Origin of the sequence: Janthinobacterium sp. NKUCC06_STL, assembly GCF_019345455.1 — a bacterium.
Lineage (GTDB): Bacteria > Pseudomonadota > Gammaproteobacteria > Burkholderiales > Burkholderiaceae_D > Janthinobacterium > Janthinobacterium rivuli.
The window spans coordinates 1,847,541-1,861,340 of the sequence record NZ_JAHKQY010000001.1 but is presented as its reverse complement, the minus strand read 5'-3'; the positions used below and the strand labels follow the sequence as shown (position 1 = coordinate 1,861,340).

The following is a 13,800-nucleotide window of genomic DNA, read 5'->3' as shown; positions in this document are numbered from 1 at the left end:
TTGTCGGTCCGCCCGCCACTTTGGATCCGCCATGTTTCCCACCCCTCCGGCCGACGTGCCGCCCGACCCGGTCACCCCCGTTCCGCCTCCCACGCCGAGCCACATGGCGCCGCTGAGCCGCGGTGCGCTGGCGATGATGCTGGCCGGGCTGTCGATGCTGGGGCCCCTGTCGATCGACACCTATCTGCCCGCGTTTGGCGCGATCCAGGGTTCGTTGCAGGCCTCGCCGCTGGAAGTGCAGCAGTCGCTGACGTTCTACATGCTGGCCTTTGCCGGCATGGTGCTGTGGCATGGCGCCATCTCGGATACTTTTGGCCGGCGCAACGTCATTCTCGTGTCGCTGCTGATGTTTGCCATCGGCTCGCTCGGTTGCGCTTCGGCGCACACCGTGCACTACCTGTGGTTCTTCCGCATCATGCAGGGCGTGTCGGCCGGCGCCGGCGTGGTGATCAGCCGCGCCATCATCCGCGACTTGTACGCCGATGCGGCGGCGGCGCGGCTGCTGTCGCTGGTGACGATGATCTTTTCCATCGCCCCGGCCGTGGCGCCGATTCTCGGCGGCTGGATCGTCATCTGGTTCGACTGGCGCTCGATTTTCCTGTTCCTCGCCTTTTATACGGTGGTGTTGCTGGCGTTCTGCTACTGGCGCCTGCCAGAAACCCTGCCGATGGAAAAGCGCCAGCCGTTCAATCCCCGTTTCCTCGCGTCGAGCTATGGCCAGATACTGCGCTCGCCCCTGTTCCACATCAAGGCTGGCATCGTCGCCCTCAATTTCGCGGGCCTGTTCCTGTTCATCACGGCCGCGCCGGAAATGCTGCCCAAGCAGCTGGGCCTGGGGCCATCGCAATTCGCCTGGCTGTTCATTCCCTGCGTCAGCGGTATCTTCATGGGCGCCGCGGCGGCCAACCGCATCGCTGGCAAGGTCACGTTCGCGCGCCAGATCGGCATCGGCTTTGCCTTCCTGCTGTGCGCCGCCAGCGTCAACGTCGTGTATCACCTGTTCCTGCCGCCATCGTTGCCCTGGTCGGTGCTGCCCCTGTTCTTCTACACCTTCGGCATGTCGCTGGTGGGGCCGGGCGCGACCCTGCTGGCGCTCGACCTGTTCCCGCATATCCGCGGCACGGTCGCTTCGTGCCAGTCGTTTGCCAGCACCTTGCTGGGCGCCGTGGTGGCCGGCGTGATCTCGCCGCTGCTGTCCGGTTCCGTGCTGTGGCTGGCGTCGGGCCAGCTGGCGTTTACGGGCCTGGCGCTGGCGCTGTGGCTGATATCGCGGCGCTTCCGCCACCGTTTGCTAGGTTCCTTCAAGGCATAAGTTTCCACTGCAGAACGCTGGATTTATTTCAACTTAATTTTCTATATTGCAAGTAATATCCGGCGCTTATGATAAGATGACTTCTTTCCCGGCATCCTCTCAGGCAATAGATTTTTTGGTTACAGGAGTGGAGGATTCCTCTGAACGTGGCCGCGCTTCGCTGCTAAGCGCTCATCCTTTTCGAACCGGCAATGCCTGATACGATGCATCAATCTGATCAAGATATTCGCAATCGCCTGCTGATTGCCCGCCTGCCGGCCATGCCGCAGATCCTCCTCAAGCTGATCGCCCACCTGCAGGCCGACGATGCCGGCATGCCGGAGCTGGCCGCCCTGATCGCCAAGGATGCGGGCATGACCAGCAAGATCCTCGGCGTGGCCAACAGCTCGGCCTACCATCGCCAGGGCAAGGTCGTCAGCCTGGAGCAATCGCTCGTGTCGCTGGGCACGGACATGATCAAGACCCTGGTCATCAGCGAATCCGTCTTCCAGACCTTCAACAGCTTCCCCCATTCCGGCAGCACGGATTTGCGCGCCTTCTGGAAAAGTTCGCTGTCGGCCGCCGTCATGGCGCGCGCGCTGGCCAAGGCCATGGCCTATCCGCACGTCGAGGAAGCGTATCTGGCCGGCTTGCTGCACAACGTGGGCCGCCTGGCTTTGCTGGCCACGGCGCCGAAGGAATACGCGTTCAATTTCACGGCGCGCGACGATGCCGCCCTGTGCGCGGTGGAGCAGCGCACCTTGCAGATCACGCATGCCGAAGCGGGCGCCTGGCTGATCGAGCGCTGGCATCTCGATTCCTTCCTGGCCGACAGCGTGCTGTATCACCATGAACCGCTGGCGCGCCTGGAAGCGAGCCATCCCCTGATCCGCATCGTGCGCCTGGCGCACCTGCTGTGCTGCCATGCGGACGATGCGGACGAGGCCGAGTCCATCGCGCAGGCGGCAAGCCTGTGCGCGCTGGACGTAGCGGTGCTGGATGACCTGGCCGGCAGCGTCGCGCGCCAGGTGGCGCAGGCGGCGCAGCACCTGGGCATCGACCTGGCCGGCGCGGACGATATCGCCACGCCGCCCGCGTATGCGCCGCCCGCCCCCGATCCGGTGCAGCAGCGCCTGTCCGACGAAGTGCGCAACATGGTGCTGGTGTCCGAAGTGGGCCAGACCTTCGCCCGGCAACAGGGCGAGAGCAGCCTGCTCGAAGCCATCACGCGCTCGGCGCGCATCCTGTTCGATTTCGACACCGCCGTCATCCTGCTGCAAAACCCCACCGGCCATGCGCTGGTCGGCGTGGCGGCGGGCGAACATCAGCATCGCCTGGCCGGCTTCTCGATCCCGCTGGCCAAGGGTGGCCCCCTGGCGGCCTCCGCGCTCGAATGCCAGCTGGCGTTCCTGAAACGCGACATGCCGGCGCTGGGTATCGTCGAGGAGCAGCTGTTCCGCATTCTCGGCACGGACAGCCTGGTTTGCATGCCTCTGGCGGCGGGCCAGCGCAGCCTGGGCGTGCTGATTGGCGGCGTGGCGGCGTGGCAGATTCCCGCTTGCCAGAAGCGCGAGGGTTTCCTGCGCGCGTATGCCAACCAGGCCGCCACGGCGCTGGAAACGGCCATCAGCGCGCGCGGCCTGGCACGGCGCCAGCTCGATCACGTGGCCGAGGAGTACCGCGAAGCGTCGCGCCGCGTCGTGCATGAAGTGAATAACCCGCTGTCCATCATCAAGAATTATCTGAGCGTGCTCGATCACAAGCTGGAGAAACAGGAGCCGGTGACGGGCGAGATGGCTATCCTGAACGAGGAAATCGACCGGGTCGGCCAGTTGATCGGCGGCCTGGCCGATCTGCAGCCGGTGCCGGCCAGTGGCGTCACCGATTGCGCGCGCGTGGTCGACGAGGTGCTGCGATTGTTCCGCGCCACCGATTTCCTGCCGCCGAAGATCGAAGTGGTCACGCGCATGCAGGATGCGCCTTGCGAGGTGGAGGCCGATGCCGGCATGCTCAAGCAAATCCTGCTCAACCTGCTGAAAAACGCCGTCGAAGCCTTGCCCGATGGCGGGCGCATCGAAGTGGCGAACCGTGGCCACGTCAACCGCGACCGCCGTCTGTACCTGGAACTGTGCGTCAGCGACAATGGCGCCGGCCTGGCGCCGGAAGTGCTGGCCAATCTGTTTTCCCCCGTGCGCAGCAGCAAGGAAGGCGCGCATCACGGCCTGGGCCTGTCCATCGTGCACGACCTGGTCACGCGGCTGCATGGCGTGATCGGCTGCCGCAGCAGCAAGTCCGGCACCTCGTTTGAAATTTTACTGCCCATTCCCGTGCCGGCGAGCGCTGCAACCGCGCTGCCCGCGCCCGGCAATATCGCCTTGTCTTCGTAACGTCCATGAACTCCTCTGCCATTCCGTTTGACCTGGAAAACAGCCCGCGCATCCTGCTGGTCGACGACGAGCCCCGTTTGCTCGCCTCCCTCCACGAATTGCTGAAGGACCGCGGCTACCAGCTGTACACGGCGACCTGCGGCAGCGAGGCGCTGGCGCAGCTGTCGAAACTGCGCTTCGACCTGATCCTGCTGGACTTGCGCCTGCCCGACATGAGCGGCCATGAAATCATGGACCACATCAACCGGCGCGGCATCGAGGGCGACGTCATCGTCATGAGCGGCGACGTCGGCATCGAGGCGGCCATCGGCGCTCTGAAGCGCGGCGCCTACGATTACCTGCGCAAGCCGTACAGCCGCGAGGAGCTGCTCAAGACGGTGGAGAACGCGCTGCAAAAGCGCAAGCTGGCGCTGGAAAACGAGCGCATCGCGCTGCAGCTGGAAAACTCGGAAAAGATGTACCGCTACCTGGTCGACAGCTCGCCCGACATCATCTATACCCTGAACCACGAAGGCCGCATCACTTTCATCAACGACCGGGTGCACCAGTTGCTGGGCTTTAGCCGCGAAGAGCTGATCGGCAGCCATTATTCCATCCTCGTGCATGATGAAGACCAGGAGCGGGCGCGCTATGCCTTCAATGAGCGCCGTATTGACGAGCGCGCCTCGCGCAATGTGGAACTGCGCCTGAAGTGCCATAGCGGCAGCGGCAGCGACCGTACCTTCAACAACACCTTGATGACGGTTCCGCTCAATTCAATCGGCATGCACGGCCACGATCAGGAAGCGAAAAAGCAGGAATACTTCGGCACCTACGGCGTGGCGCGCGACATCACCGACCGCAAGCGCGCCGAGGAAGTCATCTCTTACCAGGCCTATCACGATATCCTGACGGACCTGCCGAACCGCATGCTGTTCAAGGATCGCCTGGGCCTGGCCGTGATCCAGGCGCGGCGCAAGCTGACGGAACTGGCCGTGATGTTCATCGATCTCGATCGCTTCAAACTGGTCAACGACACCCTGGGCCACGTGAAGGGCGACGAATTGCTGCAGCAGGTGGCGCTGCGCCTGAAGGATTGTTTGCGCCGCGGCGATACGCTGGCGCGCCAGGGAGGCGATGAATTCACCATCGTGCTGCCGGAGCTGCGCGACCGCCAGGATGCGCGCCTGATCGCCGACAAATTCCTCGAATGCCTGCACCAGCCCTTCGACCTCGATGGCAACCAGGTGCATATTTCGGCCTCGATCGGCATCGCCATCTATCCGGGCGACGGCGAGACCATCGACGAGCTGCTGCGCCACGCCGACATCGCCATGTACCAGGTCAAGGCGCTGGGCAAGAACGGCCACAGTTTTTATCACGAGTCCATGCTCGACGTGTCGCACCAGAAGATCGCGCTCGAGCAAAGCCTGCGCAAGGCGCTGGAACTGAACCAGCTGGAGATGTATTACCAGCCGCAGGTCGATGTGATGACGGGCCGCATCGTCGGCGCCGAAGGCCTGATGCGCTGGAACCACCCGCAACGGGGTTTGCTGACGGCCGGCGAATTTTTGCCGTTCGCCGAGGAAAACGGCTTGATGCTGCCGATCTCGGACTGGATGCTGGGCGCCCTGTGCCGCGACCTGGTGCAGTGGAACGCGGCCGGCGGCGAAGCCGTGCGCCTGTCGCTCAATCTGTCGCCGCAATACCTGGACCGGGGCGACTTTTTCGAGAAGATGCGCGGCGCGCTGACGCGCTATGGCATCGCGCCGGAAAAGATCGAAGTGGAGATCACGGAAAACATCTGCATCCGCAATCCGCAGTATGCGATCGAGCAGTTGAACAAGCTGTGCCAGCTGGGCGTGTCGGTGGCCATCGACGATTTCGGCACCGGCTATTCCTCGCTGTCGTACCTGCACCGCTTTCCCATCCACACGATCAAGATCGACCAGTCGTTTGTGAAGGAAATCCATGACGAGCACGGACACTATCCCGTCATCCTGGCCATCATCTCGATCGCGCGCGGCCTCGGTCTGCACCTGATCGCCGAGGGCGTGGAAACGGAAGGCCAGGCGCGCTACCTGCAGGACAAGGGCTGCACCACGATGCAGGGCTATCTGTACCACCGGCCCATCTCGCTGGGCAGTTTCATCGGCGTGCTGCAGGAGCAAAACCGCCTGATCGCCGATGCCGCCCCCGCGCTGCCACAGGCGCTGGCCATCGAGGCTTGACCGTGCCGCTTGCCGATCCCCGCTCCACGGCTGCTCATTACACAGCGGACTATTTGCGCCTGAAAGGCCTGGCCGAGAAGGGCAATGCGAACGCCCAGCACAGCCTGGGCTTCATGCATTTCAATGGCCAGGGTATCGAGCAAAGCTATGCGCTGGCGCTGCACTGGTACGGCCTGGCCGCCGCGCAGGGGCTCGAACACGCGCAATACAACCTGGGCGTGATGTGCCAGAAGGGGCAGGGCGTGCCACAGGATTTTGCGCAGGCGGCGCACTGGTACCAGCAGGCGGCCGAGCAGGGGTACGCGGCGGCCCAGTACAACCTGGGCTGGCTGTATGCCAAGGGCCAGGGGCTCGCGCAAGATAGCGGGCTAGCCATGCTGTGGTTCAGCCGTGCGGCGGAACAGGGCGACGCCGGTGCACAAAACAACCTGGGCATGATGTATGACAATGGCAAGGGCGTGCCGCAGGACTTCGTGCAAGCCATCAATTGGTACCGCAAGGCAGCCGAACAAGGCTATGCGCGCGCGCAGTTCAACCTGGGCCTGCGCTACGACAATGGCCAGGGCGTGCGCCAGGATCGCCAGCAGGCGACGGCCTGGATGCGCAAGGCGGCCGAACAGGGCTATGCGCCGGCCCAGTTCAACCTGGCGCTGCGCTATGAAAATGGCGATGTGCTGCCGCAAGACAGCAAGCAGGCGATCAGCTGGTACCGGCGCGCGGCCGAGCAGGGCCACGCCAGTTCGCAGTTCAACCTGGGCCTGATCTACGACAATGGCCAGGGCGTACCCTGCGACAAGCAGACGGCGCTGGAATGGTATGTCAAGGCGGCGGGACTGGGCCATGCGGCGGCCCAGCACAATCTGGGCCTGCACCATGAACATGGCGCCCACGATTACGCGCAGGCGCAAGCGTTTTACCGCCAGGCCGCCGAGCAGGGCTTTCCCGCCGCGCAGTACCAGCTGGGACTGTTGCATGAGCATGGACAGGGCACGCCTGCCGATGCGCAGGAAGCCATCTTCTGGTACCGCAAGGCGGCCGACCAGGGACATGTGCGGGCGCAGTTCGACCTGGGCCTGCGTTATGAACATGGCCAGGGCGTGCCGCAGGATCTGTCGCTGGCGCTGGAGTGGTACCGCCGTGCCGCCGAGCAGGACTACGCGCCGGCGCAATACATGCAGGGCGTCTTGCATGACCGCGACGACGGTCCCGCGCCCGACAGCCAGCAGGCCTGCGCCTGTTATTGCCGCGCCGCCGCGCAGGGCCACAGCCTGGCCCAGTTTGCGCTGGGCGTGCGGCATGACAATGGCCAGGATGTGCCACAGGACTATGCCGCCGCCTGGGATTGGTATGCGCTGGCCGCGCGCCAGGGCCATGCGCGGGCGCAAATGAATCTGGGCTTGATGGCGGCCAGCGGCCAGGGTGGCCCGCTCGATTTGCAGCAGGCGTACATCTGGCTGTCGATGGCGGCGGCGGCCGGCGTGGCCGGCGCTGAAAAATCCCTGCGCCAGACGGCGGCGCGCATGCGCGAGACGGATCTGGCGCGGGTGCGCGAACAGCTGGCGGTGATAGCCGGCTGAGCTGCGTTGCCCGCGTTAGCGTGCGCGGATACAACAGCAGGTGCTGTATAGTCCTTTCCCTTCGCCATCTGTGGCTCTCCTTGTTTTCCCCAAGACGCAAAAAATTGCTGCGGTATTTGCGGTTTTGATGTGCTAAGGTTCCAGCAGAAGGTGGTCTGTCTATTCTTTAGAAAAGGAAAACTATGCGCCTGAACCCTTCCACTGGCCGTTCGGCCGCCCTCCTGTGCGCGCTGGTGTTGCTGTCGTCCGGCGCCGGCGCCGGTCCCCTGGATGCCCTCAGCAACCAGGATGCGAGCAATGGCTTGAAAGCGGCACTGGAAGCCGGATCGGCCGCCGCCGTTGCCAAGTTGGGCATCGAAAATGGTTTTCTGAACAATGACAAGGTCAAGATCAAGTTGCCCGGCATTCTGGAGCAAGCCAAGCCCTTGCTGAAAATGACGGGCCGCGGCCAGCAACTGGACGACCTGGTGGTGTCGATGAACCGTGCCGCCGAGTCGGCCGTGCCGATGGCCAAGCCCTTGCTACTCGACGCCGTCAAATCGATGAGCGTGAGCGATGCGAAAAATATCCTGTCCGGTGGCGATACCTCCGTCACGGATTTCTTCCGCCAGAAGACCTCGGCGCCCCTGGCCGTCAAATTTCTGCCCATCGTGAAATCCGTGACCGACCGTTCCGGCCTGGCCAGCAAGTACAACAGCACCATGAGCCAGATCGGCAAGACGGGACTGGTACCGCAGCAGCAATCGACGGTGGAAGGTTATGTCACGGACCGTGCGCTTGACGGCCTGTATCTGATGATCGGCGAGGAAGAAAAAGCTATCCGCAGCAATCCGCTCGCCTATGGCAGCAAGATTATCGGCAAAGTGTTTAGCAGTTTGAAGTAGCCCGCCACCGCCGCCGCGAAGATTTGCTAGCGGCGTTCGATTCAGGTGTTTGCATCTTAGACTTGCATGGCATCGATTGAGTCCGCTCCCATATGCGGACGCTCAATCTGATCCATCGCTTTGTCATACCCGTCGTCAGAGGAGAGCGCAGCCGTTCCAGTATGTCGAATTCGATTGGTGTTGGGCTGGTCTGCCTGGGTAGTCAGGATATCGATTGCAGCAATGATATCGCTGCCAGGAACAGCGCAGCAATGGGCAGAGCATTTCGTAGAATCCTGCTCTTCATGCTCGATGACTCGTTTAATGCCGCATTCAGCTTGTTGATGAGGTCTTCCGCGAGTCTGCATTGCCACCTGTACCAGCTCAAGTTTATCGTTATGCTGTGCTTGCCGGTTAATGAGTTTTATCTGGTCATCGATAAGCGTCCGCTGCGCATCCGCGTTCGTTTTTACCCTGTCAGGAACGAAGATAAATATATTGTGACATTCGACGAAAAAATTGTCCCAAAAATTCCACGGTTTGCTCAGACTGCGATGGGAAAAGTGGCTTTGATGGCCTACCACGATCTACAGATGGCGAAGCACCGGACGCAGTCATTGGTAGGTGCGAATACTACGCGTGACCGTGTGATTGATGCCATGCAGCGGCAGCTTGATACTGAAAAACCTGACCTGATTTTAAACGCGTTTTATTGGCTTGACAGCCTGACAAATACCCGCACTTTTCGAATATTTCTCAGCCAGATTGCCAACAACAATCCATCTGTCAAACGTGCTGCCGCCGCGTTTGGTTTTGGCGATGGTTGCAGGTCAGACGCTGACTTGTTGGATATATTTGACAGGTTAAAGACGCCAGGCTTTGCCACAACAAATATGGCATTCAAGTAGGCAGTTTAGACGACTGAAAAAGGCCATTTGGATGCGCGTGGTTGGGTTTTCGCGTCCGGCGCCGACTCGCGGTCCAGATCGATGCCGACAAGGGCTCGAATGGATTGGCTGTCGTAGTTCGTACCGTCGATGCCTTCGTCCGACATACCAAAGCATTGCTGGGCCACGTACATGCACAGCATGCGCACCAGTCCGATCGGTGGGCGCCCTGCGCACTCAAGCTTCGGATAGAACAGCTCGATGGCTTGATGCAGATTGCCCCATGGCTTCACGCTGTCGATCTTGGCCTGGACGGGCGCCCCGCGTCAGCTTCTTCTTCGCGGCGTATTAAGATCGGCAAAGCTCTTTTGCATGGTAGATGGTGGTGATACCGTGATTGTCTCAGGTCAGGCGGCGGCAGGGAACAACGTCCGATAAATTAATCAGTGTTTTCATAAACGCATACAAAGCAAAGGATGCACTACATCCGAATTGGAACGACGCAGTGTACAACTTGCAGTGTCAAGTTCTATTTGACGGAGAGCAAGATCAAAACCTTCTGAGGCTAGCAATTCGTCTCATGATGTTTTGTGCTCATTTCTTGCCCTCCGCCTACCTGTCAGCTGAAATTACCGATTATTCCACGGACCGCTTTTTAATGGCCCGGAGGAGAAAACTGCCTAATGACATGTCGACTCCATTCCTTAAAAATACCGAAGTACCCAGCCATACTTTGATTTTTTTGGTTGTCATTGCTGCTGCTGGCAAGATAAGCCCGTATTTCTTCGCCTAAATTTTCACTGCGAATAGTTCTACCTTCGCAGTTCAGATGATATGGAGTTTCGAAGAAGAATTCCTTCGCCATCATCGAATTATTAACGGTTCCGACTATCGGTAATCTGGCGGCCTGCATAATTCTGCCAATTTCATTAAAGTTTTTTTGAGTAATCTCCGACATCGATTTTTCGTTCTTATCAGTTGAAGGGAACGTGAAAACGACTCTAATTCCCAGAGTGGAAAAGTAGCTAACTCTCTCTCTAAGAAAGGCTAAAGTTTTAAATGATATGTTTAATGGTCCATCCATGCCATATCCGGAATTTACTTTAGTGCTGATCATCCCACAGGTATTTTCAATGTCTCCAAGCTTATTGGTGGTCAAATAACTGTATGCAAATTCTTTCTGCCCTGGCCATTTCGAATATTTTTCAAGAAGTTCCAACTCTGACGCTAATTTCCTTGCTGGATGATCCTTCAATATTTTGTCGGAATTGACCTTGTTGTACCAATTATTCAATATCGTTTTGATTGATACCGAGCTAATAAAAAATATTCTTCGATATGATGATAAAGCCTCGAAATAATCTTGATTCCATGAGAATATTTCGTTGATCCAGCCTGAACTCGGTTTGTCAAAATTGCTGGTATAGTATTCCCATTCAAGTGGCATAACCACCAAATCGCCAGGTTTTGCAACTTTTTCAATTTGATTGAAAATTCCATCTATTGGGATGCCAGCGTAAATGGCCATATTCACCACTGGACGACCAATTATTTTAGAGACTTTGTCACTGTCCACGCCGAAGAGTGAATTTGATCCTGACGCGATCAAGACCTTTTTTCCGACCGTATTTGCAGCGAAATGGTTCTTCAGAACCTGCTCTTCACCAACCCAGTATTGTGCTTCATTTGGCGCTCCAAATTGATAAGAAAAGAAAAGATAATATTGCGCAGACAGGAAAGTAATCGCGCCACAAAAAAATAGAAGATAAAGACGTGTACTTTTCATCAGAACTGAAAGTAAAGGAAATGGTTAGGGGCATCGGTTCCAAATTGCATCACAATCCCGAAAAAGAACAGGGTAGCCAAGAGGGCTGCCCATGGAAGCGATTGTGACCATTTATATGGCGCATTAGAACAGACCTGAACTATTTGTCCTTCTTTATTCAAGCCAAACAGTTCTGCTGTGTTTCTAACTCCAAGCACTATCACAGTTGCCGTGGCAATGACAGCAAGTGCAATTGTTTGGTCAAGTTCTGAAAATATTGACGGATTTTGATTGTAGGTAATCATTGAATTCAAAATAGTTACTGCAGATTTCACCGATTCAGCACGGAAAAATACCCATGCAATGATCACGCAAAACATCGTGATAGCCCAATAAAGTAATTTTACTGGAGCGAAACCAGAAAGCCATTCTAGATTAAATGATTTAATTATCTTTCTGTAAATATGGTTGAATACCAATAGAATGCCGTGAAGAGCTCCCCATATCACGAATGTATAAGCTGCACCATGCCAAATTCCGCCAAGAAGCATTGTCAAAAATAAATTAAAAATTCGGCGCGTCTCCCCATGTTTATTTCCACCCAAGGGGATGTAGAGGTAATCCCGTAGGAATGTCGAAAGGGTCATGTGCCACCGACGCCAAAATTCGATAATGCTGGTAGCTTTGTACGGGGACCAGAAATTAATTGGGATATTGATACCTAACATTAAGGAAACACCAATCGCCATATCTGAATAGCCCGAGAAGTCGAAGTAGAGCTGCATGGTATAGGCCAATGCTCCTATCCAGCTATCAAACATTGCTACGTTTCCACTGGTCGACGCAGAAAATACCGCGTTCGCAAATGGTGCGGCCTGGTCGGCAATGAGAACTTTTTTTGCCAGTCCTAACGTAAAAATACTCAGTCCAATTGCAATATTTGAAGATTTAAGCCGCGTTCGAGAAGTATCATAGAACTGCGGGATCATCTGTTTATGGTGCAAAATAGGTCCGGCAATCAGATGCGGGAAAAAGGTTATGAATAGAGTATAGTTAACGACATTTCGCTCGTGCGCTTTACCTCGGTAAACATCCACTAGAAATGCAATCTGAGTGAATGTAAAGAAAGATATACCAAGCGGCAGATCAATATGTGGATCTGTGTATGTATATCCCAACAAGCTGCTCAAGGCCTCCATTACAAATGCAGTGTATTTGTAATATCCAAGCAGTGCTAAATTGCAGCTAACTGCGATTGTTAGGGCAATATATGCATTTTTGTGAGTGCCTTTATTGCCTGCCTTGAGCCGTGAAATTAGCGAGCCGGATAGGTAGTTAAACGCAATTGATGTTAACAACAGCGGGATATATTTTAATGTCCAATAGCCATAAAAAAACAGCGATGCTGTTGCAAGAAATGCTATGGCTGATCGATGGCTGAATCTACCTAGGGCAAAATATCCCGCAAGGACGATTGGTATATACAGAAAGATGAAGTTAAAAGAGTTGAATAGCATCGTGTTTTTCACAACTCCTATCACCGGAGAACACATGGCAAATAGGTAAATTGTAGATTTTTTATAAAAAGCGATTTTGCCGTAGATTTATTCTTGTGCATTCTTCGGCTATATGGAGCTGCACCCTCGATCGTCATTTTCAACTCGCGTATGACGCCGCGTTCCTGTCTAGATTTCAAATCTGCACACAGTTGTTATCTACGCACTACTTCTTGTTGATAAACTTCATTTGCAGTTTGACGCGAGAGAAAAGTTATGTCTGTTTGAATACCTCGCAAAGTATATGCTTATCAAAATGATCCGCCGGATTCACTGCGTACCAACGACCAAGTTCTTATCGTGTATCATCACTATCGCTTTCATCATGCTGAATTCATATGGACTCTTGGCGCTGGCAACATATTTGACCTCGGGGCCTTGGGGGCATACAGCTTATTTTTCCTTCGGCTTTTGCCTCAGAATCCGTCGCGCTCGGTCGAGAAGGTCTGTTTGGTTTGTTGCTGCTGTGGTACTTCAGCCATTTGTCGTTCGACTCCTGATGGAGTCGCCATATACGGGAAGATAACGTGCGCAACACTCACTTCATCCGTTTGACTTACCGTGGATGGACCTAAGGTTCCCTACAATGCCAAGTTCGCAATTCATGATTCTAGATCTGTCACAGCGTCCTCGAGCATTCCTACGCACCCTGTACCAGATGTCTGTGGGAGCGTTCCAGCAGCTTTGAGGTGGTTAGATGCATAATCGCCTATCTCATTATTGTTGTATAGATAATCATATGTTTGATGCACGACGAATTGATCACTGATGCCCACTTGGCCGCTGCGATAGAAGTGGCTCCGTTTGTCTGGACCGAGAAGCCCGTTTTATAAGTGGAATCGCTGTAGCAGTTAAGCCGTCGATTTTATCGCTGGCAGCGTCCCGAAGTATATCTCATCCGGTGTCCGATCCGCCAGACGCGAATGAAGACGCTTTTGGTTGTACAGCATCAGGTAGTGACCGATTCAGCGACGTGCCTGGCTGACCGATTCGTATGCCCGCAATAGATATCTTTACATTTGAGACTGCGGCATACTCGCTCGGTCAACACTTTGTCACGCCAGCTGCCTTTGAATGAAAACTCCAGGTGCAATTCATCGATACGGCGCATCAATTCCAGATCGGCCTCACGAGCCGGCTGTGCCTCATAGTGGGCGTTTGAGCGGTTGATCCCGATCAGCTTAATCTGCTTACTCACTGGCAATTTATGATAGCCAGCGTCGCCGAGCACTACAATTTTGTCGCCATGCTGCAGTGCATGCAC

The 13,800-nt window shown here is 56.4% G+C and carries 9 protein-coding genes and 1 pseudogene; 6 read left to right on the top strand and 4 right to left on the bottom strand.

What is annotated here, in order from left to right; all coding sequences use genetic code 11:
• Window positions 1–31 precede the first annotated feature (31 nt).
• From KO539_RS08460 to KO539_RS08435, 6 genes are all read left to right on the top strand, one after another.
• Window positions 32–1,312, top strand: a complete 1,281-nt coding sequence (locus KO539_RS08460; RefSeq protein ID WP_200880291.1) for a multidrug effflux MFS transporter — start codon at window positions 32–34, stop codon at window positions 1,310–1,312.
• 203 nt (window positions 1,313–1,515) lie between these two features.
• A complete protein-coding gene (locus tag KO539_RS08455) occupies window positions 1,516–3,678 on the top strand; it encodes an HDOD domain-containing protein (protein WP_257626139.1) in 2,163 nt (720 codons plus the stop codon).
• Between the two features lie 5 nt (window positions 3,679–3,683).
• On the top strand, window positions 3,684–5,888 hold the full coding sequence (locus KO539_RS08450; protein ID WP_219308359.1) for an EAL domain-containing protein: 2,205 nt from the start codon (window positions 3,684–3,686) through the stop codon (window positions 5,886–5,888).
• A 2-nt stretch (window positions 5,889–5,890) separates the two neighbouring features.
• Window positions 5,891–7,465, top strand: a complete 1,575-nt coding sequence (locus KO539_RS08445; protein ID WP_219308685.1) for an SEL1-like repeat protein — start codon at window positions 5,891–5,893, stop codon at window positions 7,463–7,465.
• A 182-nt stretch (window positions 7,466–7,647) separates the two neighbouring features.
• Entirely contained in the window at window positions 7,648–8,349 is a 702-nt protein-coding gene (locus tag KO539_RS08440; RefSeq protein WP_219308357.1) for a DUF4197 domain-containing protein, read from the top strand.
• A 92-nt stretch (window positions 8,350–8,441) separates the two neighbouring features.
• Window positions 8,442–9,236 carry a hypothetical protein gene (locus KO539_RS08435; RefSeq protein ID WP_219308356.1) on the top strand — a complete coding sequence of 265 codons (795 nt, stop codon included), beginning with the start codon at window positions 8,442–8,444 and terminating at the stop codon, window positions 9,234–9,236.
• Window positions 9,237–9,280: 44 nt separating this feature from the next.
• On the opposite strand, the pseudogene KO539_RS30120 reads toward KO539_RS08435, so the two are convergent.
• From KO539_RS30120 to KO539_RS08415, 4 genes and pseudogenes are all read right to left on the bottom strand, one after another.
• Window positions 9,281–9,589 (bottom strand): annotated as a pseudogene (locus KO539_RS30120) (transposase); the annotation flags it as partial.
• Window positions 9,590–9,870: 281 nt separating this feature from the next.
• A complete protein-coding gene (locus KO539_RS08425; protein ID WP_219308354.1) occupies window positions 9,871–11,001 on the bottom strand; it encodes a hypothetical protein in 1,131 nt (376 codons plus the stop codon).
• Complete coding sequence (locus tag KO539_RS08420; protein ID WP_219308352.1) at window positions 11,001–12,497, bottom strand: MBOAT family protein; 1,497 nt, start codon at window positions 12,495–12,497, stop codon at window positions 11,001–11,003. The genes KO539_RS08425 and KO539_RS08420 overlap by 1 nt, the downstream gene beginning before the upstream one ends.
• Window positions 12,498–13,485: 988 nt before the next feature.
• Window positions 13,486–13,800: a hypothetical protein gene (locus KO539_RS08415; protein WP_219308351.1), complete on the bottom strand. Its 315-nt coding sequence runs from the start codon at window positions 13,798–13,800 to the stop codon at window positions 13,486–13,488.